The 22,469-nt window shown below is 66.4% G+C and carries 21 protein-coding genes and 4 tRNA genes; 10 read left to right on the plus strand and 15 right to left on the minus strand.

What is annotated here, in order from left to right:
• Position 1: 1 nt before the first annotated feature.
• The 3 genes from HF203_RS02895 to HF203_RS02905 form a co-directional block, all read right to left on the minus strand.
• A tRNA-Thr gene (locus tag HF203_RS02895) sits at positions 2 to 77 on the minus strand.
• Between the two features lie 43 nt (positions 78 to 120).
• Positions 121 to 195: transfer RNA gene (locus HF203_RS02900), tRNA-Gly, on the minus strand.
• Positions 196 to 293: 98 nt separating this feature from the next.
• Positions 294 to 378 (minus strand) — tRNA-Tyr (locus HF203_RS02905).
• 286 nt (positions 379 to 664) lie between these two features.
• Here HF203_RS02905 and HF203_RS02910 point away from each other — a divergent pair.
• Positions 665 to 2,002, plus strand: a complete 1,338-nt coding sequence (locus tag HF203_RS02910; RefSeq protein WP_168666397.1) for a UDP-glucose dehydrogenase family protein — start codon at positions 665 to 667, stop codon at positions 2,000 to 2,002.
• 48 nt (positions 2,003 to 2,050) lie between these two features.
• Here the strand turns inward: HF203_RS02910 and HF203_RS02915 are convergent, their stop codons facing one another.
• From HF203_RS02915 to HF203_RS02945, 7 genes are all read right to left on the minus strand, one after another.
• Positions 2,051 to 3,472: an OmpP1/FadL family transporter gene (locus HF203_RS02915; protein ID WP_246221632.1), complete on the minus strand. Its 1,422-nt coding sequence runs from the start codon at positions 3,470 to 3,472 to the stop codon at positions 2,051 to 2,053.
• Between the two features lie 337 nt (positions 3,473 to 3,809).
• Positions 3,810 to 4,394, minus strand: a complete 585-nt coding sequence (gene pth / locus HF203_RS02920; protein WP_168666401.1) for an aminoacyl-tRNA hydrolase — start codon at positions 4,392 to 4,394, stop codon at positions 3,810 to 3,812.
• Positions 4,395 to 4,503: 109 nt separating this feature from the next.
• Complete coding sequence (locus HF203_RS02925) at positions 4,504 to 5,121, minus strand: 50S ribosomal protein L25/general stress protein Ctc (RefSeq protein WP_168666403.1); 618 nt, start codon at positions 5,119 to 5,121, stop codon at positions 4,504 to 4,506.
• A gap of 136 nt (positions 5,122 to 5,257) precedes the next feature.
• Positions 5,258 to 6,211, minus strand: a complete 954-nt coding sequence (locus HF203_RS02930; protein ID WP_168666404.1) for a ribose-phosphate diphosphokinase — start codon at positions 6,209 to 6,211, stop codon at positions 5,258 to 5,260.
• 36 nt (positions 6,212 to 6,247) lie between these two features.
• A tRNA-Gln gene (locus tag HF203_RS02935) sits at positions 6,248 to 6,323 on the minus strand.
• Positions 6,324 to 6,377: 54 nt separating this feature from the next.
• A complete protein-coding gene (gene ispE / locus HF203_RS02940) occupies positions 6,378 to 7,268 on the minus strand; it encodes a 4-(cytidine 5'-diphospho)-2-C-methyl-D-erythritol kinase (protein ID WP_168666406.1) in 891 nt (296 codons plus the stop codon).
• A complete protein-coding gene (locus HF203_RS02945; protein WP_168666408.1) occupies positions 7,265 to 8,995 on the minus strand; it encodes a tetratricopeptide repeat protein in 1,731 nt (576 codons plus the stop codon). Before HF203_RS02945 ends, ispE begins: the two co-directional genes overlap by 4 nt.
• Positions 8,996 to 9,442: 447 nt before the next feature.
• Between HF203_RS02945 and hemA the strand changes: the two genes are divergently transcribed.
• Genes hemA through prmC form a run of 3 tightly spaced genes read left to right on the plus strand, consistent with a single transcriptional unit; the run spans position 9,443 to position 12,665 of the window.
• Entirely contained in the window at positions 9,443 to 10,720 is a 1,278-nt protein-coding gene (gene hemA / locus HF203_RS02950) for a glutamyl-tRNA reductase (RefSeq protein WP_168666410.1), read from the plus strand.
• Positions 10,717 to 11,796, plus strand: coding sequence for a peptide chain release factor 1 (gene prfA, locus HF203_RS02955; RefSeq protein ID WP_168666413.1), 1,080 nt, complete (start codon positions 10,717 to 10,719; stop codon positions 11,794 to 11,796). Before hemA ends, prfA begins: the two co-directional genes overlap by 4 nt.
• A gap of 2 nt (positions 11,797 to 11,798) precedes the next feature.
• A complete protein-coding gene (prmC, locus tag HF203_RS02960) occupies positions 11,799 to 12,665 on the plus strand; it encodes a peptide chain release factor N(5)-glutamine methyltransferase (protein WP_168666415.1) in 867 nt (288 codons plus the stop codon).
• Here prmC and HF203_RS02965 read toward each other — a convergent pair.
• Positions 12,618 to 13,427, minus strand: a complete 810-nt coding sequence (locus HF203_RS02965) for a lysophospholipid acyltransferase family protein (RefSeq protein WP_168666417.1) — start codon at positions 13,425 to 13,427, stop codon at positions 12,618 to 12,620. The genes prmC and HF203_RS02965 overlap by 48 nt on opposite strands.
• Before the next feature lie 162 nt (positions 13,428 to 13,589).
• Here HF203_RS02965 and HF203_RS02970 point away from each other — a divergent pair, with 162 nt between their 5' ends.
• From HF203_RS02970 to HF203_RS02980, 3 genes are read left to right on the plus strand one after another with little or no spacing between them, the layout of a single operon-like run.
• Entirely contained in the window at positions 13,590 to 14,000 is a 411-nt protein-coding gene (locus tag HF203_RS02970; protein WP_168666419.1) for a hypothetical protein, read from the plus strand.
• Between the two features lie 37 nt (positions 14,001 to 14,037).
• A complete protein-coding gene (locus tag HF203_RS02975) occupies positions 14,038 to 14,778 on the plus strand; it encodes a HesA/MoeB/ThiF family protein (RefSeq protein ID WP_168666421.1) in 741 nt (246 codons plus the stop codon).
• 44 nt (positions 14,779 to 14,822) lie between these two features.
• Positions 14,823 to 15,353 (plus strand): hypothetical protein, encoded by a 531-nt coding sequence (locus HF203_RS02980; protein WP_168666423.1) that lies wholly within the window; start codon positions 14,823 to 14,825, stop codon positions 15,351 to 15,353.
• On the opposite strand, the gene ubiA is transcribed toward HF203_RS02980, so the two are convergent.
• Together ubiA and recG are read right to left on the minus strand one after the other, a co-directional pair.
• Complete coding sequence (ubiA, locus tag HF203_RS02985) at positions 15,338 to 16,240, minus strand: 4-hydroxybenzoate octaprenyltransferase (protein ID WP_168666425.1); 903 nt, start codon at positions 16,238 to 16,240, stop codon at positions 15,338 to 15,340. The genes HF203_RS02980 and ubiA overlap by 16 nt on opposite strands.
• 184 nt (positions 16,241 to 16,424) lie before the next feature.
• Positions 16,425 to 18,566 carry an ATP-dependent DNA helicase RecG gene (gene recG / locus HF203_RS02990; protein ID WP_246221618.1) on the minus strand — a complete coding sequence of 714 codons (2,142 nt, stop codon included), beginning with the start codon at positions 18,564 to 18,566 and terminating at the stop codon, positions 16,425 to 16,427.
• An 85-nt stretch (positions 18,567 to 18,651) separates the two neighbouring features.
• On the opposite strand from recG, the gene HF203_RS02995 reads away from it, so the two are divergent.
• Positions 18,652 to 19,068, plus strand: a complete 417-nt coding sequence (locus HF203_RS02995; protein WP_168666526.1) for a secondary thiamine-phosphate synthase enzyme YjbQ — start codon at positions 18,652 to 18,654, stop codon at positions 19,066 to 19,068.
• 7 nt (positions 19,069 to 19,075) lie between these two features.
• Here the strand turns inward: HF203_RS02995 and mltB are convergent, their stop codons facing one another.
• The gene (gene mltB, locus HF203_RS03000; protein ID WP_168666427.1) at positions 19,076 to 20,158 is read right to left on the minus strand and encodes a lytic murein transglycosylase B; all 1,083 of its coding nucleotides are present in this window, start codon (positions 20,156 to 20,158) and stop codon (positions 19,076 to 19,078) included.
• A gap of 162 nt (positions 20,159 to 20,320) precedes the next feature.
• Positions 20,321 to 20,707, minus strand: coding sequence for a RidA family protein (locus HF203_RS03005; protein ID WP_168666429.1), 387 nt, complete (start codon positions 20,705 to 20,707; stop codon positions 20,321 to 20,323).
• A 117-nt stretch (positions 20,708 to 20,824) separates the two neighbouring features.
• Here HF203_RS03005 and HF203_RS03010 point away from each other — a divergent pair, with 117 nt between their 5' ends.
• Together HF203_RS03010 and HF203_RS03015 are read left to right on the plus strand one after the other, a co-directional pair.
• Positions 20,825 to 21,709: a phosphoribosylaminoimidazolesuccinocarboxamide synthase gene (locus tag HF203_RS03010; RefSeq protein ID WP_168666431.1), complete on the plus strand. Its 885-nt coding sequence runs from the start codon at positions 20,825 to 20,827 to the stop codon at positions 21,707 to 21,709.
• Between the two features lie 181 nt (positions 21,710 to 21,890).
• Positions 21,891 to 22,469 carry a DUF302 domain-containing protein gene (locus HF203_RS03015; protein WP_168666433.1) on the plus strand — a complete coding sequence of 193 codons (579 nt, stop codon included), beginning with the start codon at positions 21,891 to 21,893 and terminating at the stop codon, positions 22,467 to 22,469.

Below are 22,469 nucleotides of genomic sequence, written 5' to 3' on the forward strand. Positions count from 1 at the left end.
ATGGAGCCCATGACCGGAATTGAACCGGTGACCTCACCCTTACCAAGGGTGTGCTCTACCATCTGAGCTACATGGGCAAACTTGCTTTCTTTATTACTGCGCTAACGGCGCCTTCTTCTTTGGAGCGGGTGATGGGAATCGAACCCACATCATCAGCTTGGAAGGCTGAGGTTCTAGCCGTTGAACTACACCCGCAAGACTGGCGAACCAGCCTGCGACGCTCGCCTTCAACATAAGGCCGATCACCGCAGTGTCGCGACCGCATCGCGACGCCTACCCGCAGGTAGGAAACTTGGTGGAGGGGGGAGGATTCGAACCTCCGAAGGCTGAGCCGTCAGATTTACAGTCTGATCCCTTTGACCGCTCGGGAACCCCTCCAAAAGAGCTGCTTATCTTAGACGCCTACACAGCGCCTGTCAACGCCCTTTTGAAACTTTTTACTCTAGCTGCCGCTTGGTCTTGTTAACGCCTGGGGCACCGTGAGCTGGTACTATGGCTCGCGAAGCTTGAAGACGGAACTCAAGAGACCGATTGCCGACTCGAAACCCTTGCCAAGGTCGTCCCTTCGTCAGCGCCGGAGTAGTCCCCTAAGATACTCTCTTCATGCCCCCGTACGCAACCCAATCCATCTCATATCAATTCACTCAGACTCGGAGGTCTCCTGATGGAAGTAACGATTTTCGGCAGCGGCTATGTCGGCCTGGTCACTGGCGCTTGCCTCGCCGAGGTGGGCAATGACGTGCTCTGCATCGATGTCGACCCTGACAAGATCGATCTACTCAACAGCGGCGGGGTGCCGATCTATGAACCCGGGCTCGACGAACTCATCCGCAACAATCGCGAGGCCGGCCGCCTGCACTTCTCGACCGACGCCGAGGCCGGGGTCAAGCACGGGCTATTCCAGTTCATCGCCGTCGGCACCCCGCCCGACGAGGACGGTTCGGCCGACTTGCAATATGTGCTCTCGGTCGCGCGCACCATTGGTCAGCACATGGACGGCTACCGCATCCTGGTCGACAAATCGACCGTCCCCGTCGGCACCGCCGACAAGGTCGCCGACACCGTGCGCGCTGCCCTCAGCGAGCGCGGCCGAAGTGCCGATTTCGACGTCGTCTCCAACCCAGAGTTTCTCAAGGAAGGGGCAGCAATCGAGGACTTCATGCGCCCCGACCGCATCATTGTCGGCACCGACAACCCACGCACCGCAGAGCTGCTGCGTGCGCTCTACGCCCCCTTCAACCGCAGCCGCGATCGACTGATGGTGATGGACGTGCGCTCAGCCGAGCTGACCAAATACGCCGCCAACGCCATGCTGGCGACCAAGATCAGCTTCATGAACGAACTCTCGAACATCGCCGAGACCGTCGGCGCCGACATCGAGAAAGTGCGTGTCGGCATCGGCTCCGACCCTCGGATCGGCTACCAATTCATCTATCCCGGCTGCGGCTACGGCGGCTCTTGCTTCCCCAAGGACGTCCGTGCGCTCGAGCGCACCGCGCGCGGACTCGGTTACGAGCCACAGCTGCTACAGGCGGTCGAGGCAGTCAACTTCCGCCAGAAGGAGTTGCTGTTCGACAAACTCAAGGCCCAGTTCGACGGCGACCTTGCCGGACGCACCATCGCGCTTTGGGGGCTGGCCTTTAAGCCCAACACCGATGACATGCGCGAGGCCTCGAGCCGGGTGCTGATGGAGTCGCTGTGGGCGGCCGGCGCCAAGGTGCAGGCGTTCGACCCGGTGGCCGCCGACGAGGCACAACGCATTTACGGCGAGCGCCCCGACCTCCTTCTCGCCGAGGACGCCAATGCCGCGCTCGTCGGCGCCGATGCGTTGGTGATCGTCACCGAATGGGCGCAGTTCCGCAGCCCCAACTTCCGCCTCATCCGCGACACCCTAACCCGGCCACTGCTACTCGACGGACGCAACATCCTCGACCCGCAACAGGTCACCGCCGCCGGCCTGACCTACCTCTCGATCGGTCGCGCACCGGCCACCCCCGCCTAAGACCTCTCGCCATGCGGTCGCGCCTCGGCGCGGCCGCCCTCCTCGCCCTCAGAACCGTCGACTCCAGGCGAGCTCGATATCGAGCTGTTGCATGTAGAGCTCGCCAGTCTGCCCCTGGGTGAGGCTCGGATTGACGCCGTCGAGCCGCTCCTCCGGCATATAGGACACGGCCAGGGTAAAGCGATCGCGGTCACTTGCCTGATAGCTCGCCCCCAGCGTCAGGTGCCAGCGGATGGTCGCCGGGGTGAGGATATTGAACAGCGCCTCGGACCCATCGGTGAAGTCGCTGTTGTAGCTCACCCCACCCATCAGGCTGAGCCGCTCGTCGACGTCATAGCGCGCACCGAACTTGAAGACATCCATGGTCTTCCAACCGAACCCTAAGCCGTCGTCGCCACCGAGACAGTAGGACGGCTTCTTCCCAGGCATGAAGCAAGCGGAGATATCGCGCGCGTTGGAATTGGCGATGGCGTCGATGTCGCCATAGAAGATGCGTTGGTAGTCGAACGCCAGGGTCAAGTCACGTGTAGGTCGATAGCTCAAACCAAGATTGAGCATCGCCGGAATGTCGAACTCACCCCCCCCGGCGAACAGTCCTTCGTAGTCATCGAGATCGGTCATGAAGATCCGGGTGCGGTAAGAGGCGCCGAGCGCCAGACGCTCGCCCACCCGTCCGTACCACCCCAGATGCAGGCCCGCGCCATAGGACCACGCCCCACCCCTGTTGGTCACCCGGGTCGGCGCGACCGAAGCGCCCCGGAAGGGCTCAAGCCCCTCGGCCTCGAAGCGCTGGATGGCAAACACCGGCGCGACCCCCAGCGCCTGACGACCAGCGGCGAGCCGATAGGTGTAGGGGATCTCGATGAACAGCTGTTCGAGATCGACACCGGTTGGAGTGGTGGCGGTGAAATAGCCACTGGGGTTGGCGTTGTTACCCGCCGGCGGTGGCGGCACACCGGGATCGGTCACCGGCTGCGGCGGGTTGGTCGGCAGGAACAGCAAGCCACCCGGACTGGCGATCTCACCCGCGCCCGGGGGCCCGGCGAGCTGATCCGGCGCCGCGGCGAAATTCTCCCACACCGCACGATCGCGATAGCGGGTGTTCATGCCGCCGTTGCCGAAAAGGCTGACCCCGATGGTAGCGTTGGCACCGAGCGCACGGTTGTAGCCAAAGCTCGGGATCAGGAACCAGTCGGCATCACTGTCATAGTCGCCGGGAGTGACGAAAGGACCGGCCGGAAAACCACTGGCCGGATCGACAGTGAAATCGGGATTGGCCACATAACCACGCGGCGACGGACGAAAAAAGGCGACACCGAGGTCGAATCCCTCACCGACAAAGGCCATCCCTGCGGGATTGGTCGCCGCGGCCAGGGTATCCTGAGGGAGCGCAGCCGCGACCCCCGCCATCGCCTTGGAACGCGCCCCCCAGCCGTGCGCGAAATAACCATTGGTCGCCGACGCAAGCATCGGCACACCCCCCAACACCAGGGACACCACCAGGGCCCCTCGAAACGTTGATCCCATCCACGACCCCTCCATTGCGCGAGCTGAGACGATGTATTCGACAAGCGGAGCACTCCCTGTACCGCGACCACGCCACCCAGGCATACGCCGAGCCTGGCAACACCTGCAGGGCGACGACTGATCAAGGGGTTAGGAAAGGATGCTGCTGGAACGGTTGCGATTTGTCAAAGACCGACAATCGTCAACATGAGAACAGGCAATGCTCACGCCAGCAGCATGAGATCGGATGGGAGTGGATCGGCAGGCAGGAACGCAGACCGAGGTCCTCACGCCACGAGGCTCAACGCCCCGCGTGCAGATGATTCATGACCTGCTGGAAGCGCCCCTGCAGTAGCTGCTCGAGCACACGCTCGGCATCGCACAGGGCCCCATCGATCGCCTGACGATCAGCGCCGGAGGGCCGTCCAAGCACGTAACCGGTGACCAGCGAACGATCACCCGGGTGGTCGATCCCGATCCGCAGACGCCAAAAATCCCGCCCCCCGAGGGCCGAGATCGAGTCACGCAAACCATTGTGGCCGGCGTGCCCCCCGCCCTGCTTGAGTCGCACCGTACCAACCGGCAGGTCGAGTTCGTCGTGGGCGATCAGGATACGCTCGGTCGGGATATCGAAATAATGCGCCACCGCCGCCACCGAGCGGCCACTGTGGTTCATATAGGTCGAGGGCTTGAGCAGACGCAGATCGTACCCCCCGACCACACAGCGACAGAGCGCACCGTGGAAACGGCTCTCGGGGCGAAAGTCCGCATTGGCCGACCTGGCCAAGGCATCGACGAACCAGAAACCGACGTTATGGCGTGTTGCCTCGTACTGGGCACCAGGATTACCGAGACCGACGATCAAGCGAATGCCATCATCCGACATCTAGAGGGCTTTCCGTACTGAAGGGACAGGCAGGGTGCAGAAGACACCACAGGAAGGGAGGGATGATTATGCGCCCGGCGGCCCGATGCCGCCGGACACAGGAGACCGATCAGGCCTCCTCGGCGCCCTCCTCGGACGCGTCGTCGTCAGCATCACCACCCTGGGCAGCGTGGACCGCGACCACCACCTCGTCACCGGCAGCGGCATGAGCCAGCTCCACACCGGCCGGCAGCGCCAGCTCGGAGAGGTGAACGATGGCGCCAATCTCCATCGCGGCCATGTCGACCTCGACGAACTCAGGCAGATCCTTAGGCAGGCAGCTCACCTCGACCTCGGTCAGCGAGCGGGCGATCTGACCACCGGCCTTAACCCCGACACACTCCTCCTCGTTAAGGAAGTGCAGCGGCACGCTCATGCGCAGCTGCTCGTCCTGGGTAACACGCTGGAAGTCGACGTGCAGGATGAAGGGCTTGGCCGGGTGACGCTGCAGGTCCTTGAGCACCACGGTCGAGGTCTCCTCACCGATGGTGAGATTGAGCACGTGCGAGTAGAAGGCCTCGTGCTCGAGGTGCTTGAGCATCTCGTTGTGGGAGACGGTGACCATCTGCGGTTCCTGGTGACCACCGTAGACGATAGCGGGCACCTCGCCGGCGCGACGCAGGCGGCGGCTCGCACCCTTCCCCACGGTTTCGCGCGGCTGCGCAATGACGTTGAAATCGACGCTCATTGGCGTTCTCCAAATCGATAAGGGACTCAAATGAAATACGCCGGGGTCCCGCGACCAGGACCCCGGCGCTCGGTGGTCACTCGAACAGGTGACCAGGTCGCGCGTCTCGCCGGAGCAAGACACGACACAAGCGGTTTTAGTCGACGAACAGCGAGCTGACCGACTCCTCGGTCGAGATGCGCCGCATGGTCTCGGCAAGCAGTTCCCCGATATGGAGCTGGCGCACCTTTGGGCACTCCGCCGCCGGCCCGCGCAGCGGGATGGTGTTGGTCACCACCAGCTCATCGAGCACCGAATTGGTGATGTTGTCGATGGCCGGACCGGAGAGCACCGGGTGGGTACAGTAGGCCGCCACCATCTTGGCACCATGGTTCTTCAGCGCCTCGGCTGCCCGACACAGGGTACCGGCGGTATCGACCAGGTCGTCGACGATCACGCAGGAGCGACCTCGCACGTCACCGATGATGTTCATCACCTGGGCCTCGTTGGCCCGCGGTCGGCGCTTGTCGATGATCGCCAGGTCGGCATCGTCGAGACGCTTGGCCACGGCACGAGCACGCACCACACCACCAACGTCGGGCGAGACCACCATCAGGTCGTCGTACTTCTGGCGCCAGATGTCACCGAGCAGGATCGGCGAGGCATAGACGTTGTCGACCGGGATGTCGAAGAAGCCCTGGATCTGATCGGCGTGCAGATCGACGGTCAGCACGCGGTCGGCGCCGACCTTACCGATCATCTTCGCGACCATCCGCGCACTGATCGGCACCCGCGCCGAGCGCGGACGCCGATCCTGGCGGGCATAGCCGAAGTAGGGGATCACCGCGGTGACGCGCTTGGCCGAGGCCCAGCGCAGGGCGTCGACCATCACCAGCAACTCCATCAAATGGTCGTTGGTGGGGGCACAGGTCGGCTGGACGACGAAGACGTCGCGCCCACGCACGTTTTCCTGGATCTCGGCCATCACCTCACCGTCGCTGAACTGGCCGACGACGGCCTTGCCCAACGGGAGATTGAGGCGACTTGCGATTTCAGCCGAAAGCTCCGGGTTGGCATTCCCGGAGAAGACCATCATGTGGCTGGCGGGCACTGGCATCTTCCTGTCTGCGCGGCTGCAGAGCTGATATGGCTGGGGCGCCAGGATTCGAACCTGGGGATGCCGGGATCAAAACCCGGTGCCTTAACCGCTTGGCCACGCCCCAAAAGATGAAAGACGATGTTCGGATGCGACACAACGAGTCGCGTAGTTCCTTAATCTAGACCCGTTCGACCTGACCGGAGAAATCATCGAGTCGATCGAGCAGCGGAGAACGATTGCAGCCACGCGCCACAAAGCCGTCGATCCCGGCCGGTCGCTGCTCCCAGGCAGCGAGCGCCTGATCACGCTCAGCGAACGCCGCGAATACACAGGCCCCAGTCCCGGTGAGCCTGGCCTCCCCCCATCGAGACAACCACTCGAGGGCGTCGGCAACCGCTGGATACTCGTCGCGGACGACAGGGAGGCAGTCGTTGACGACATCCCCGTCTAGAAAGTTCGCAAGTGTGATCGGTTTCGAGTCGCGTGTCAATCGCGGATGCGTGAACACCGCCTGGGTCGACACCGAGCAGGGCGGCGCCAGCACCAGGAACCAGGGCTCGGGCAGCTCAACGGGGCTGAGCCGCTCGCCGACCCCCTCGCCCCAGGCGGCCTGACCACGCACGAACACCGGCACATCGGCCCCCAGCGGCAGTGCCAGCCGAGCCAACGCCTCGGTGTCGAACCCAGTGCCCCAGAGCGCGTTCAGCGCCACCAGGGTGGTGGCCGCGTCCGAGCTACCACCGCCGAGCCCGCCACCCATCGGCAACACCTTCTCACAGCGGATATCGACCCCGAGCCGGCAGTCGCTCGCCATCTGCAGCGCCCGCGCCGCACGGACCGTGAGATCGGCCTCGGCGGCGACCCCGGGCAGCTCGCCGGCACGGCACACCGCACCATCATCGCGCACCCGGAGATGCAGCCGGTCGCAACGATCGACGAACTGGAACACCGTCTGCAACTCGTGATAGCCATCGGCGCGCCGCCCCACCACCCGCAGCATCAGGTTGAGCTTGGCCGGTGCCGGCCAGGCGGTCCAGGCGTCGTTGTCGGTGAGGGCTGCATCGATCATGGTTGCGATTCTCTTGGCTGCGATTGGTTGTCATCGGCGGCGGTCCGTGAAGAGCGATAACGCTCGATCACATCCGTCAGGTAGGCATGCCCTGGATGCGCCTCGAGCGCGCGCGCCCACACCGCCTGCGCCTCGTCGTGGCGCCCCAGCTCCCACAACACCTCGCCCAGGTGCGCAGCGATCTCGCCATCATCGAGGGCGGCGAAGGCACGCTGCAGATACTCGAGCGCGGTGTCATAGTCGCCGAGGCGGTAGTGCACCCAGCCCATGCTGTCGAGGATCGCCGGCTCGTCGGGCTTGAGCGCGTAGGCGCGTTCGATGTAGCCACGTGCCTCGTCATAGCGCTCGGTGCGATCGGCGAGGGTATAACCAAGTGCATTGAGCGCATCGGCGTGCTCGGGATCATTGGCGATGATCTGACGAAGGTCGCGCTCGGCCAGCTCGAGTCGATCACGCTCCACGGCATAGAGCGCGCGAGCATATAGCAGGTTCGGCTCCTCCGGATAGACCTCGAGGGCCGCAGCATAGACCGCCATCGCCTGTCCCGGCTGCCCGACCTCGGCGAGGATCTCGGCCTCGACCATGTACAGCGCGATGGCATCCTCGGGGGCGCGATCACGCAACCGCTGCAGGATCTCGCGGGCACGAGCGAGATCGCCACCGCGGGCCTCGATCAACGCGATCCGCACCTGGGCATCGGTGTGGTTGGCATCCCCCACCCGCGCGTACCAGGACGCCGCCTGGCGATCGCGCCCAGCACGCTCCTCGGCCTGACCGAGATAGAAGGCCGCCTCATCGCGCCGCTGGCCGGTGGCGTAGAGCCGCTCGAAGTAGCCACATGCGGCCTCGAGATCATCGAGCTGCAGCGACAGGATACCGAGCGCAAAGAGCACATCGGGCTGCTTAGGTTGATTGGCGAGCAGTCGCGCGAACACCTCGCGCGCACTCCCGTAGTCGCGATCATCGACCAACAGCTGACCGTAGAGCATGCGCAAGGCGGCATCATCCGGGCTGTTGGCGACGAAGTCCTCGATCAGCTCCCGGGCCTCCGTACGCCGCCCCTCCGAGAGCAGCAGTCGAACCAGGAACAACCGCGGCTTGTTCCAGTCCGGGCGTAACCCCAAGGCATGTCGCGCCGCCGTAGCGGCAAGCTCGAAGCGCCCGGCGCTGGCCGCCACCATCGCCAGCGACTGGCGGGCCTCGGCACTCTCCGGGAAAGCCTCGACCAGCGCGCGCATCAGCGCCAACCGGGTCTCGACATCGGGGGCACGGGCGACGATCGAGACCACCTGGGCATAGGCCTCGGCGATCCCGTCACCGGCCAGCTCGACGAGCCGGCGCAGATGGGTGAGCGCTGCGGCCATGTCGTCGGCACGGAGACTGAGGAAGGCGGCCACCTGGTGTGCCGCCTCCGCCGTGGGGGCAAGCTCCAGCCACAATCGCAACGCGCGCCAAGCGGCCTCATCGTCGTCGGCGGCGATCGCGCTGCGCACGGCCAGTTCGGCCAAGCGTGGACGACGCGTCAGCATCGCGGCCTGCATGTAATAGTGGTGCGCGCGCACCAGCTCGCCACGCTGCACCGCGATCTCGGCGGCGAGTACGGCAAACACCCGCTCGGCATCCGGGGTGGTGCCGTCCGCCCCGGCGGCGGCCGGGCGCGGCTGCAACCACACCAGCGACAGTCCGAGCAGACTGGCGAGGATGGGCTTGAGAGGGATCGATGACATGGGCTTCCGGCACTTGGCCTCTGGTAAATGGGGTCTCGCGACACTGCGGGACATGGCGTCGACGCCTCGGGCGCTTGCACGCGGCAGCCGGCCGGCTCTATTGTGCATCAACATGCGCCAGCGGCGCGCAACCGGCAAGCGCCGCCCTGACGGCCGGATGACCACACCGCCACGCCGATGGAAGAAACCTCGACGACGACTGCGCCAGGTCAATCCACCCTCCTTTTTGCGACGCGAGCCAGGCCAACGGCATTGGTCCGAAGCGCCCAAAAATTGCTACTATGTTGCTGCTTGCACCCATTGGATGCGCAGTCTATCGGTGGCAGGAACTCGGACGTAAACGCCCTTAGAGATGATGCGACCGTGACGCCCCATGGCCGGGCCGGCGCCGATAACGGCAGCCCGACCTCTCCTATCGCTGAGCGAAATTCCAAGACAGATACCGATATGAAGCTGCTTGTTCTCGGACTCAACCATAAGACCGCCCCGGTCGACATCCGCGAACGGCTGGCGTTTGGTCCAGACATCATCGCCGGTGCCCTGCGTGACCTGACCGGATGCCAGGACGTGAGCGAGGGGGTGATCCTCTCCACCTGCAACCGTACCGAGCTCTACTGTGCCGTCGAGGACGGCGCCGAGTTGTCCGTGCGCCACTGGCTGAGCCAGTTCCACGGCATCGAACTCGAGCGCATCGACCCCTTCCTCTACGCCTACGCCGAACGCGACGCCGTCACCCATCTGCTGCGCGTCTCCAGCGGTCTCGATTCGCTGGTGCTCGGCGAGCCGCAGATCCTCGGCCAGGTCAAGAACGCCTACCAGACCGCCAAGGACTGCGGTACCACCGGCAAGCTGCTCGGTCGACTGTTCCAGCACACCTTCTCGGTGGCCAAGACGGTCCGCACCGAGACCGCCATCGGCAGCAACCCGGTCTCGGTCGCCTTCGCCGCCGTCAACCTCGCGCGCCAGATCTTCAGCGACCTGTCGCAGCAGACCGCGCTGCTGATCGGCGCCGGCGAGACCATCGAACTGGCCGCCCGCCACCTGCACAACAACGGCGTCGGACGGATCATCGTCGCCAACCGCACCGTCGAGCGCGCACACGAACTCGCCGCCCAGTTCGACGGCTTCGCCATCGCCCTGACCGAGATCGCCGGTCATCTCGCCGATGCCGATATCGTCATCGCCTCCACCGCCAGCCCGCTGCCAGTGCTCGGCAAGGGCACGGTGGAACGCGCGCTCAAGAAGCGCAAGCATCGTCCGGTGTTCATGGTCGACATCGCCGTGCCGCGTGACATCGAGCCCGAGGTCGCCGACCTCAACGACGTCTATCTCTACACCATCGACGACCTCAAGGAGGTCATCGACGAGAACCTGCGCTCGCGTCAGGCCGCCGCCGAGCAGGCCGAGGAGATCATCGCCTTCCACACCGAGGAGTTCCTCGCCTGGCTGCGCTCGCTCGATGCCGCCGGCCTGATCCAGGACTACCGTCACCGTGGCGAGGTGCTGCGCGACGAGGTGCTGGCCCGCGCACTGCGCCAGCTCGACGCTGGCAAGCCCCCGGCCGAGATCATCAAGTTCCTCGCCCATACCCTCACCAACAAGCTGCTGCACACCCCCAGCTCGCGGCTGCGTCAGGCAGCGCGTAACGGTGACGCGGAGATCCTCGAGGCGGCCAACGAGCTGTTCCAGCTCGATACCACCAACAACCGTACCGCCAATTCATGAACCCATCGATCCGGGGCAAGCTGGAGCGTATCTCGGATCGCTTCGACGAACTCATGGCGCTGCTCGCGGACGGCGAGACCCAGGCGGACCCCAACCGCTTCCGGGATCTCAGCCGCGAGTATGCCCAGCTCGATCCGCTGATGGCCTGCTATCGGCGCTATCTCGAGGCCGAGGACGACATCGCCACGGCCCGCGAGATGCTCGCCGATGCCGAGATGGCCGCGCTCGCCCGCGAGGAGCTGGCCGAGGCCGAGGCACGCTGCGCGGCGCTCGAACCCGAACTCATCACCCTGCTGATCCCACCCGACCCCAACGACCGCTGCAACGCCTTCCTCGAGGTCCGCGCGGGGACCGGCGGGGCCGAAGCGGCACTGTTCGCCGGCGACCTGATGCGCATGTACATGCGCTATGCCGAATTGCTCGGCTGGCGCGCCGAGCCGATCGCCGAGAGCCCCGGGGAACTCGGCGGCTACAAGGAGGTGGTGTTGCGCATCAGCGGTAGCGGCGTATTCTCTCGACTCAAGTTCGAGCCCGGCGCCCATCGTGTGCAGCGCGTCCCCGAGACCGAGTCGCAGGGCCGGGTGCATACCTCGGCCTGTACCGTCGCCGTGCTGCCCGAGGTCGAGGCGATCGACTCGATCGAGATCAACAGCGCCGATCTGCGCATCGACACCTATCGCGCCTCCGGCGCCGGCGGTCAGCACGTCAACAAGACCGACTCGGCGATCCGCATCACCCATCTGCCCAGCGGCATCGTGGTGGAGTGTCAGGAGGAGCGTTCGCAACACAAAAACCGCGCGCGCGCAATGTCGCTGCTACAGGCCAAGCTGCTCGCCGAGGCCCAGAGCAGCCAGGCCACGGAGCAGTCCGAGTCCCGCCGGTTACAGGTCGGCAGCGGCGATCGCTCCGAGCGCATCCGCACCTACAACTTCCCGCAGAACCGGGTCACCGACCACCGCATCAACCTGACCCTCTACAAGCTCGACGAGATCATGGCTGGGGCGCTCGACCAGGTCATCGAGCCGCTGCTCACCGAGTACCGTGGCGAACAGCTCGCCGCGATGATGAGCGCCTGAGGGTGGAGCGACCGCCCTCCCCCGGCCTCTTCATCGAGCAGCGCACCGACGAGAGCCTGACCCGGGCCACCGCGGCGCTGGCCCAGGCAGCTGGCACGGCGGCGCGACTTGAGGCCGAGCTACTGCTCGAGCAGTGCAGCGGCTGGTCACGCACCAGCCAGCGCGCTTGGCCAGAACGCCGGCTCGACCCGGCCACCGCCACGGCCTTCGCCGCCCAACTCGGACGGCGACTCGACGGCGAACCGATCGCCTACATCCGCGGCACCCAGGCATTTTGGACCCTGGAGCTGCGGGTCACCCCCGCGACCCTGATCCCACGCCCAGAGACCGAACTCTTGGTCGAGACCGCGCTCGCGCGAGGCCCGGCGGACAGGGCCTCCGTGCTCGACCTCGGTACCGGCAGCGGCGCGATCGCGCTGGCCGTGGCCAGCGAACGCCCGCACTGGCGGGTCACCGCTACCGATCGCAGCAGCGCGGCGCTCGCCGTGGCACGCGCCAACCGCGACCGTCTGGGACTCGACCTCGACCTGCTCGCCAGTGACTGGCTCGCCACCATCGCCCCCCGGAGCTGCGACCTGATCCTCAGCAATCCGCCCTATATCGACGGCGCCGACCCCCATCTCGACCAGGGTGACCTGCGCTTCGAGCCGCGCAACGCCTTGACCCCGGGCGCCGACGGACTGGCGGCGATTCGCGCCATCCTCGCCGACGCCCGGCGCTGCCTGCGTCCGGGCGGGTGGCTGATGGTCGAGCACGGTTACGACCAGGGGGCCGCGGCGCGTACCCTGTTCAACGCCGCCGGGCTCGTCGAGGTCGCGACCCTAAACGATCTCGCCGGACTCGACCGGGTCACGCTCGGGCGCCGCTGAACGCGGCCCCGGCGCCTCGCCCCCCATCCCCAGCCGCCGCACCGCAGTCTCGCGTATCCACTGCTCGACCCGCGCGTTGAGCCGTTCAGGATCACCGTCGTCACAGCCGATCGGCGCCCCGATGATCAGCCGGATGCGCCCGGGACGACGCAACAGCGAACGCGCCGGCCAGCAACGACCGGCATCGTGCACCATCGGCAACACCCGCACCCCCGCCTTGCAGGCGAGCTTGGCGCCCCCCCCGTTGAAGCGTCCGATCCGCCCCGGCGGCTGACGCGTACCCTCGGGGTAGATCACCACGCTGATGCCCGCACGCAACCGCTCGCGCCCGATCCTGAGGATGGTCTTGAAGGCGTTGACCGGGCGGCCGCGATCGATCGCGATCGGCTTGAGCAGCGCCAGCCCCCAGCCGAAGAAGGGCACCCACAGCAGCTCGCGTTTGAGCACCGTGGCCTGCGGCGAGACCAGCAACTGCAGATAGAAGGTCTCCCACTGGCTCTGGTGATTGGCCATCACCACCACCGCCTCACCGGCGGGGATGTGCTCGCGCCCCTCGACGACGATCTCGATGCCGTTAAGCCGGCGCAACAGCCACATGGTGGCGCGCGACCACAGATTGACGAAACGATAGCGCTGCGCGAAGTCCATCCAGGGGGCCAGCAGCAGCGCGAGCAGGCTGTGGACGATCCCCATCAGGTTGTAGAGGACGAAGAACAGGAGGCTGCGCAGCCACACCTCCAGGTCGGCCTTGTCGTTGTACATCGGCAAATGTGCTCCCATCTCTTCGACAGCGGGCCGAGCGTCGACCGCCCGGAGGCGACCGCCCCAACCGCCGTCAGGCCCGATTATATCGCCACCATTGCAGCAGGCCGGCCCCCCCGATCGGGTCGATGCCCGCGACCACGACCAGCATTGGGCAGCCATATGGACAGCGTCGACGCCGACCGTATCAAGGAGCGCGAGATCCCGTTCCAGGAGTTGCACCCCAACCCCGATCAGGCCGCGACCGCGGCGGCCTTTCTCGCCGAGGTCGAGGGGGTGCTCCTCACCGAGACCTCCTCACCGACCCTGCTGCGGATACGCTACGATGTCCTCCAGCTCACCCTGCGGGAGATCGAAGAGGCACTCGCCGAACTCGGGCTGCACCTCGACAACGGATTGCTCCCTAGGGTCAAGCGCGCGCTCTACGACTACACAGAGGAGACCCAGCGGGCCAATCTCGGCTATCCCAGGTGCAAGGGCAACTGTCTCAAGCAGGTGTTCGCCAAGCGTTACGCGCTGATCGAGCACGGCTGTCGCGACCAGCGCCCCGAGCACTGGCGGCGCTATCTCTAGGCAGACCCGCCGCCGGGGCTGTCCCGCACGCCGTACCATGACCCCAGACCCACGCTACAGCCGCCAGATCCTGCTCCCCGGGTTCGGCGAGGACGGTCAGCAACGCCTGCGTCAGGCGCGCGTGCTGCTGATCGGGCTCGGCGGACTCGGCTCGCCGATCGCCATGTACCTCGCCGCAGCCGGTGTCGGCAAGCTCCACCTGGCCGACTTTGACGCCGTCGATCTCTCTAACCTGCACCGCCAGATCGTCCACGACACCACCACCGTCGGCCAACCCAAGGTCGACTCGGCGATGACTCGACTGGCGGCGCTCAACCCCGAGGTCGAGCTGGTGCCACTCAAGGGCAGCGCCACCGCCGCCCGGCTGCCCGAGCTAGTCGCCGATGTCGACCTGGTGATCGACGCCTGCGACAACTTCGCCACCCGCTTCGCCATCAACGCCGCCTGCATGAACGCCGGCGTGCCCCTGATCTCGGGCGCGGCGATCGGCACCGAGGGCCAGGTCAGCGCCTTCTCCGGGCGTCCCGGCGGCCCCTGCTACCAGTGCCTCTATCCGCGCGAGGTCGGCGAGGAGGAGGGCTGCGCGGTGCGCGGCGTGCTCGGACCGGTGGTCGGCATCATCGGCGCCACCCAGGCCACCGAGGCGATCAAGATCCTCACCGGCCTCGGCGAGCCGCTGTTCGGTCGGCTGCTGCTGCTCGATGCACTGCGCATGCAGTGGCGCAGCCTGACCCTCCCCCCCGACCCCGACTGCCCGGTGTGCGGCGGGCACGGATGACCAGCAAGCCGCGCCACGCGCCCCGACAGCCGGAGACCTCTCAGATGCGATTCGCAGTCAGCCCCGACCAACTTCGCCGCGCCAAGGTACCGCACGAACTCTTTCTCACCAATCTGATCGGTAACCACATCCTGATGACGGTCGCCATCGGCGGCATCGCCGGCAGCTTCCCCTGGCTGCTGGCGCTGATCCCGACGACCTCCTTTGCCATCCTCGGCTTCACCCTGTGGCGCGCGCGCCGCGCCCGCGGGCGCGACCCCTGGTACGTGATGTGTCACTGGCAGGTGTGCGCGCGGCGCAGCCGCATCTTCCTGACCATGCTGTCGCTGTTGGTGGCGAGCGCAACCCTCGGCTGGGTCGGCTACACCTATGGTGGGATGATGCAAGAGGCGGTATGGGCACTGGTTGCCGGCACCGGCATCCTGCCGGTGATGGCAACCGTACTGGTACTGGTGATCGTCGAGTCCGACGCCCTCTACCACGCCCACGAGGCACGGCTACCGGCCTGGGTGGTGGCGCGCTACCCCGCCCCAGCCGCGCAACGGATCGATGACGACGCTCAGCCGAGCGCGTAGTCGAGCACCAGCCCGACGAACACCGCCATGCCGAAGTAGTTGTTGTTGAGGAAGGCGGCGAAGCAGGGGCCAGGCTCACGCTTGCGGATCAGCCACTGCTGGTAGAGGGCGAGCCCGGCGGCGACCGCCAACCCCAGCAGGTACCAGCCACCGCGCCCGGTGACCGTGCCGACCCACAGCAACAGCGCCAGCATGATGAGCTGCAACAGCCCGATGATGACACGGTCCCAGCGCCCGAACAGGATCGCGGTGGACTTCACCCCGATCTCGAGGTCGTCATCACGATCGACCATGGCGTACTGGGTGTCGTAGATCAGCGCCCAGATCAAGGTGGCGACGAACAACACCCAGGCATAGAAGGGGATGGTCCCGGTCACCGCAGTGAAGGCCATCGGGATCGCCCAACCGAAGGCGGCACCGAGAAAGAGCTGTGGCAGATGGGTATAGCGTTTCATGAACGGATAGAGCGCGGTCAGCACTACCGCCACCACCGACAGCGCCACCGTCTGCCAGTTGAGCATCAACACCAGCCCGAAGGAGGCCAGACAAAGGGCGATGAACACGCCCAGCGCCTCACCGGCGCTCACTCGACCGGTGGCCAGTGGACGCTGGTTGGTCCGCCGCACATGACCGTCGAAGTCGCGATCGGCATAGTCGTTGATCGCGCACCCGGCCGAGCGCATCAGCAGCACCCCGAGCACAAAGATCAGCACGACCGACCAGGGCGGCTGCCCCGCGCCAGCCAACCACAGTGCCCAGAGCGCCGGCCACATCAGCAGCAGGCTGCCGATCGGCCGGTTGAACCGCACCAGCAGCAGATATTCATGCAACCGCTCACGCCAGAAGGCGGGACGCAGCGCCTTAGCTGTTACCTCTTGAAGACTCATATCGCAGGTCGACTCTCACCCGATTCGTGAAGTTGGCGACGATGCCCGCCGGCACGGCGGATGGGGGAACGGTCAGGGATCGTGACGACGTGGCCGCAGCAGACGGGCCCCGGCATCGTCTGCAGGTGCGGGGATTATCGCACAGCCGCACGCGATCGAACCGACAGACGCCCAACGCCCGCGCTCAAGCACGCCCGTAGTCGACCCGGTCCCCGAGCCAGCGCTGTACCAGCGGCTCGAACAGACCCCGATGCTCGCTCAGCACCCGGTCGGCGGCCTGCTGGGCGGCTGAGAGCAGTTGCTGGTCACGCAGCGGATCGGCGATACGGAACTGCACCGCCCCGGTCTGGCGGGTGCCCAGCACCTCACCGGCACCGCGCAACGCCAGGTCGCGCTCGGCGATCTCGAAGCCGCTGTTGGTGGCGCGCAGGATCCCCAGGCGCTCGCGCGCCACTGCCGAGAGCGGCGCGCGATAGAGCAGCAGGCAGTAGCTCTCGACCGCACCGCGCCCGACCCGGCCCCGGAGTTGATGGAGCTGGGCGAGCCCCAAGCGCTCGGGGTTCTCGATGATCATCAGACTGGCATTGGGCACATCGACCCCGACCTCGATCACCGTAGTCGCCACCAGTAGGTCGAGTTCACCGCCAGCGAAGGCGGCCATCACCGCCTCGCGCTCGGCGCCACGGATGCGTCCGTGCACCAGCCCCACGCGCAGCCCGCTGAGCCGCTCGGCGAGCTGGCGCGCGGTCTCCTCGGCGGCCTGGCACTCGAGCACCTCCGACTCCTCGATCAGGGTGCAGACCCAGTAGGCCTGACGCCCCTGGGCACAGGCCTCGCGCACCCGTTCGATCACCTCCTCACGACGACCATCGGGCACCGCCACCGTGGTGATCGCCTGACGCCCCGGCGGCAAGGCATCGATCACCGAGAGGTCGAGATCGGCGTACATCGTCATCGCCAACGAACGCGGGATGGGCGTAGCGGTCATGATCAGCTGATGGGCTAGCGCGCCCTCTCCCCCACCCTTTTCACGCAGCCGCATGCGCTGGTGCACACCGAAACGATGCTGCTCGTCGATGATCACCAGCCCCAGCTCGGCGAAGCGCACCTCGTCCTGGAACAGCGCATGGGTGCCGACCACCAGTCGCGCCTCGCCCGAGGCGATGCGCGCCAGCAGCTCGGCGCGCTCACGCCCCTTGTGACGACCAGTCAGCCACAGCGTAGTGATACCGAGTTCGCCGAGCCAACCACCAAGGGTACGATGGTGCTGCTCGGCGAGCAGCTCGGTGGGGGCCATCAGCACCGCCTGATGTCCGCACTCGATCGCCTGCAGCGCAGCGAGGGCGGCGACCACCGTCTTGCCTGCACCGACATCCCCCTGCAACAGCCGATGCATCGGCCGGGCGAGGCCGAGATCGGCAGCGATCTCACCGACCACTCGCTCCTGCGCCGGGGTCAGTGAGAACGGCAAGCGCGCGCGCAAGCGCGCGCGCAGCGCGCCGTCGCCGACGAGCGGCGGCGCGGTCTGCGCCGCCTGGGTCTCGCGCAAGCGTCGCAGGCTCACCTGGTGTGCCACCAGCTCTTCGAAGGCCAGTCGTTGGAAGCTCGGGTGACGGCGCTCGACCAGCGCCTCTAGCGTCGCCTCGGCGGGTGGACGGTGGAGATAACGCAGCGCCTCGCTCAGCGTCGGCAACCCCAACGGCGCGAGCACAGTCGCCGGCAGACACTCGGCCGGGGCACGGGTCTCGAGCAACACCAGCGCCTGCTCAGTCAGACCACGCAGCGACGCCTGACTCAGGCCCTCGGTCGCGGGATAGACCGGGGTCAGCCCAGGCTCGAGCCCCTCCTGCCCCGCCCCCTGGATGCGATATTCTGGGTGCACCATCTCGAGGCCGCGCGGCCCCTGGCGGACCTCGCCGTAGCACGACAGCCGTACCCCCGGGTGCAGCGCCGTGACCTGCTGACTAGAGAAGTGGAAAAAGCGCAACATCAGCGCACCGAGACCACCGTCGGTGAGCCACACCTTGAACGAGCGCCGGCGCCCGAGGGCGATCCCGGCCTCGCTGATCTCGGCCTCGACCAACGCCTCCTGACCGACCCGCAGCTCGGCGAGCGGTATTGCCCGACTCCGGTCCTGATAGCGGGTCGGCAGGTGCAGCAGCAGATCCTGGACACTATGGATCCCCAGCCGGGCGAGACGCTCGGCAATACGAGGGCCGACCCGATGCAGCCGCTCGACCGGGATCTGGTCGAGTGCCTCGGTGTCGGCAAGCGTGCGATCTGGTGCGGATTGAATCAAGGCGCTGGTATCTGCTCTAATCGCCATGCGGGCCCCGTCATGGCGCCCGCCGTTGTACGGTACCGCGACCCCGCCACCAGCACTGGCCCCGGAGATCGACCTCCTCTCGCCGATGATCGAACAGCACAGCCTCAGCATCGCGACCCAGGGTCGCGGCACCTACGAGATCACCAACGCCGTACAGCAACGGGTGTGCCAAAGCGGCATCATGACTGGACTTTGCCACGTCTTCGTGCATCACACCAGTGCCTCGCTGCTGTTGTGCGAGAATGCCGACCCCTCGGTGCGTCACGACCTCGAACACTTCCTCGCCCGGCTCGCCCCCGACGGCGACCCGGTCTACACCCACGCCGCCGAGGGTCCGGACGACATGCCGGCGCACCTGCGCGCCATCCTCACCAAGATGGACCTCACCCTCCCGATCAGCGACGGGCGCTGCGCGCTCGGCACCTGGCAAGGGGTCTACCTCTACGAGCACCGCACCGGCGCGCAGCACCGACGGCTGACCCTCACACTCGACGGCGTCTGAGACCGACTCAGCGGCCGGCCAAGGCCGCGCCATGACGGGCACGGATCGCGGTGGCGAGCTGATGCACGGCCATCGCGTAATAGGTACTGCGGTTGTAGCGGGTGATCACCCGGAAGTTGTCGAAGCCTACCCAATACTCAGGGCCACCGCGGGCATCGAGCGACAGCAGGCTCAAGCCTCCACGCCCCGGCACACCATCGAGGTCGACCCCGTGGGCACTGAGGGTGGAACGACCATGACGACTGCTGAAGCCGGTCTTGAGCGCCCCGACACCCTGCCCCGAACGCACCGACACACGCACCGCCACCGGTTCGCCGCTGCGCCAACCATGGGCCTTGAAGTAGTGGGCGACGCTGCCGATGGCATCATTCGGGTTCCAGAGATCACGCACCCCATCGTCGTCGAAGTCGACCGCATAGCGCTGGAAGCTAGTGGGCATGAACTGACCGAGCCCCATGGCCCCGGCATAGGAACCACGCGGCTCGCGCGGATCGATCCCGGACTCGCGAGCCATCAGCAGAAAGGCCTCGAGTTCACCGCTAAAGTAATCGGCGCGACGTGGATAGGCGAAGGCGAGCGTAGCCAGGGCGTCGAGCACCCGGGTGGTGCCGACATAACCGCCATAGCGTGTCTCCACCCCGAGGATGGCGACGATGTACTCCGGGGCCACGCCGTAGCGCGCGCTAGCGCGTGCCAGAGGTGCGGTGTGGGCACGCCAGAACCGCACCCCGCCAGCGATATTGTCGGCGGTCACGAACTTGCCGCGATAGCGCGTCCAGGCCCCGCTCGGGGAACGAGAGGCGCGTGGCGCCTGACGGTCCATCAGCTCGATGATCCACTGCTCGCGCTGGGCCTCGGAGAGCACCCCGGCGATCACCTCGGGGGCGAAGCCATGCTCCCGGGCCATACGCACCACGAAACGCGAGGCAGGGGCGCTGGCGGCAAAGTCGCCCCCCAGCTCACCGTCGGCAGTCAACGGCAGGGCCGCGCTGGAGAAGGGATCGAGGGCGACACGTTGCTGGGCACTGGCACTGCAGCCGGCGACCAGCAGCGACGCGCAGAACACGAGAAAGAGACTGAGACGACGCATGTGGAGACCCGCTTCCTGGCTGAGTGAAGATTGAGAGATGACCGATGCCCGCGCACCAGAGCCCGTGGAGGGCCTGCGTTCGCCCCGGAAGACCCGGGCGGCTATCGCCAATGGTATGCCATCAGCCGAATACTACAATTCGCCCGCCCGGGCGGTGCGCGCTCAATCGCTCAGGCTCATCACCGCATCCATCTCCACCCCGGCACCCTTGGGCAGGGCCGCCACCCCAACCACCGCGCGCGCCGGATAGGGCTCGGCGAAGTAATCGCTCATCACCTGGTTGACCACCGGGAAGTGGCCCAGATCGGTGAGAAAGACGTTGAGCTTGACGATATCGGCAAGGGTGCCGTTGGCGGCACGGGCGACCGCCGCGAGGTTATCGAAGACCCGCCGCACCTGGACCTCGATATCGCCATCGACCAGGGCCATGGTCTCCGGAATCAAAGGGATCTGACCCGAAAGATAGACGGTATCGCCGATTCGTACCGCCTGCGAATAGGTACCAATGGCCTGAGGGGCCTGATCGGTAGAGATCACGCGTTTGTTCATCGAAGGACCTCACATGCGCTGGATGACGCCGACGGGCGGCGGAGATCGTCTCCGCTGGCCCACGAACCAGGCGTAAACCGTTATAATCTCAGCCTTGTCGTTCTGGGATCAACCGTCATGCCTGCGCTCTACGAATCGAACATCCCCTCACTCCCGCTGCTCGGCCGTGGCAAGGTCCGGGACATCTATGCCGTCGGCGAGGATCACCTGTTGGTGGTCGCCAGCGACCGGCTCTCTGCCTTCGACGTGGTGCTGCCACAACCGATCCCCGGCAAGGGCGAGGTGCTCACCCGGGTCTCCAACTTCTGGTTCGGACGCATCGCCGAGCTGATCCCCAACCAGCTCTCGGACATCCCGGTCGAGGCGGTGGTCACCGACCCCGAGATCCTCGCCGCGCTCGGCGATCGCGCCATGGTGGTGCGCCGTCTCAAGCCGCTGCCGGTCGAGGCGATCGTGCGCGGCTACCTGATCGGCTCGGGCTGGAAGGACTATCGCGCCAGCGGCGCTGTGTGCGGCATCGCCCTGCCCCAGGGGCTGCGTCAGGCCGACCAGCTCCCGGAGGCAATCTACACCCCCTCGACCAAGGCCGAGATCGGCGATCACGACGAGAACATCGACTTCGCCCGCACCGTCGATCTGCTCGGTCGCGAACTGGCTGAGCAGGTACGCGACACTGCCATCGCCATCTATACCCGCTGTGCGGCCTATGCACGCGAACGTGGCATCATCATCGCCGACACCAAGTTCGAGTTCGGGCTCGACGACGCCGGCCGACTGCACCTGATCGACGAGGTACTCACCCCCGATTCCTCGCGCTTCTGGCCGGCCGACGAATACCGTCCCGACACCAGCCCGCCGAGCTTCGACAAGCAATTCGTGCGCGACTACCTCGAGACCCTCGACTGGGACAAGACCCCGCCGGGGCCAGAGCTGCCGCAGTCGATCATCGACCGCACCGCCGCCAAGTACCACGAGGCCGAGCAGCGTCTCACCCAGGGCTGACTCAGGCCGGCGGCGCGACCTACAACACCCCGCGCCGCGGCAGGGATACCCCGGGTGCGCTGGCGCCTCGAGACACCAGCGCACCCGGCCCACCGCCACGTTCAAGCGCGATCGCGTGCCGAGCGCACCGGCGCGCACCGCCCCGCCAGGGGGTACATCAGCGTCAGTGGAGGGATCACGGATGAAACTCGCCCGCAACCTGTTCGCCATCTTCGGGGTGCTCTGCGCACTCGCCATCGGCTATGGCGCGGCACGACTAGCGCCGCTCATCACAACCTTCGACCCTGAGGCGCCCCGGGTCTATGCCGAGTTCGGCCAGCGCCTGCTCGCGACCGGCGACCCCGGCATGGCGATGATGTGGTCGGTGCCGGTCGAGGAGGGACTGACGGTCGAGGACGTGATCGACTCGCTCAAGAGCCTGGCCGTCTCCAACAACCTGCTGTTCGTCGGCGAGTCACCCTTCTATCAGCAGATCGAGGCGATCACCGGCGAGCCCTATCGCTATGTCAACTTCCTCTCCTTCTGCGACGCCCGGGTCGGGCGCCAGATGCTCGAGCACCGCAACGAGTACAGCGGCTTCATGCCCTGTCGCATCGCCCTGGTCGAGGACGCCGCAGGACGGCTGCACCTCTACAGCATGAACCTCGACCTGATGATCCACGGCGGCACCAGTCTGCCCCCCGAGCTAGAGCAATCGGCCACCCGGGTGCGCGACACCATCTGGAGCATCATGCAGGGGGCGGCGGTCGGCGAGTTCTGA

The sequence above is a fragment of the Marichromatium bheemlicum genome, assembly GCF_012276755.1.
GTDB lineage: Bacteria > Pseudomonadota > Gammaproteobacteria > Chromatiales > Chromatiaceae > Marichromatium > Marichromatium bheemlicum.

Excerpts from the sequence above, each read along its gene's own strand:
- HF203_RS02910 (WP_168666397.1), top strand. The coding sequence starts at position 665 with ATGGAAGTAACGATTTTCGGCAGCGGCTATGTCGGCCTGGTCACTGGC.
- HF203_RS02915 (WP_246221632.1), bottom strand. The coding sequence starts at position 3,472 with ATGCTTGCGTCGGCGACCAATGGTTATTTCGCGCACGGCTGGGGGGCG.
- pth (WP_168666401.1), bottom strand. The coding sequence starts at position 4,394 with ATGTCGGATGATGGCATTCGCTTGATCGTCGGTCTCGGTAATCCTGGT.
- HF203_RS02925 (WP_168666403.1), bottom strand. The coding sequence starts at position 5,121 with ATGAGCGTCGATTTCAACGTCATTGCGCAGCCGCGCGAAACCGTGGGG.
- ispE (WP_168666406.1), bottom strand. The coding sequence starts at position 7,268 with ATGATCGATGCAGCCCTCACCGACAACGACGCCTGGACCGCCTGGCCG.
- HF203_RS02945 (WP_168666408.1), bottom strand. The coding sequence starts at position 8,995 with ATGTCATCGATCCCTCTCAAGCCCATCCTCGCCAGTCTGCTCGGACTG.
- hemA (WP_168666410.1), top strand. The coding sequence starts at position 9,443 with ATGAAGCTGCTTGTTCTCGGACTCAACCATAAGACCGCCCCGGTCGAC.
- prfA (WP_168666413.1), top strand. The coding sequence starts at position 10,717 with ATGAACCCATCGATCCGGGGCAAGCTGGAGCGTATCTCGGATCGCTTC.
- HF203_RS02965 (WP_168666417.1), bottom strand. The coding sequence starts at position 13,427 with ATGTACAACGACAAGGCCGACCTGGAGGTGTGGCTGCGCAGCCTCCTG.
- HF203_RS02970 (WP_168666419.1), top strand. The coding sequence starts at position 13,590 with ATGGACAGCGTCGACGCCGACCGTATCAAGGAGCGCGAGATCCCGTTC.
- HF203_RS02975 (WP_168666421.1), top strand. The coding sequence starts at position 14,038 with ATGACCCCAGACCCACGCTACAGCCGCCAGATCCTGCTCCCCGGGTTC.
- HF203_RS02980 (WP_168666423.1), top strand. The coding sequence starts at position 14,823 with ATGCGATTCGCAGTCAGCCCCGACCAACTTCGCCGCGCCAAGGTACCG.
- ubiA (WP_168666425.1), bottom strand. The coding sequence starts at position 16,240 with ATGAGTCTTCAAGAGGTAACAGCTAAGGCGCTGCGTCCCGCCTTCTGG.
- recG (WP_246221618.1), bottom strand. The coding sequence starts at position 18,566 with ATGGCGATTAGAGCAGATACCAGCGCCTTGATTCAATCCGCACCAGAT.
- HF203_RS02995 (WP_168666526.1), top strand. The coding sequence starts at position 18,652 with ATGATCGAACAGCACAGCCTCAGCATCGCGACCCAGGGTCGCGGCACC.
- mltB (WP_168666427.1), bottom strand. The coding sequence starts at position 20,158 with ATGCGTCGTCTCAGTCTCTTTCTCGTGTTCTGCGCGTCGCTGCTGGTC.
- HF203_RS03005 (WP_168666429.1), bottom strand. The coding sequence starts at position 20,707 with ATGAACAAACGCGTGATCTCTACCGATCAGGCCCCTCAGGCCATTGGT.
- HF203_RS03010 (WP_168666431.1), top strand. The coding sequence starts at position 20,825 with ATGCCTGCGCTCTACGAATCGAACATCCCCTCACTCCCGCTGCTCGGC.
- HF203_RS03015 (WP_168666433.1), top strand. The coding sequence starts at position 21,891 with ATGAAACTCGCCCGCAACCTGTTCGCCATCTTCGGGGTGCTCTGCGCA.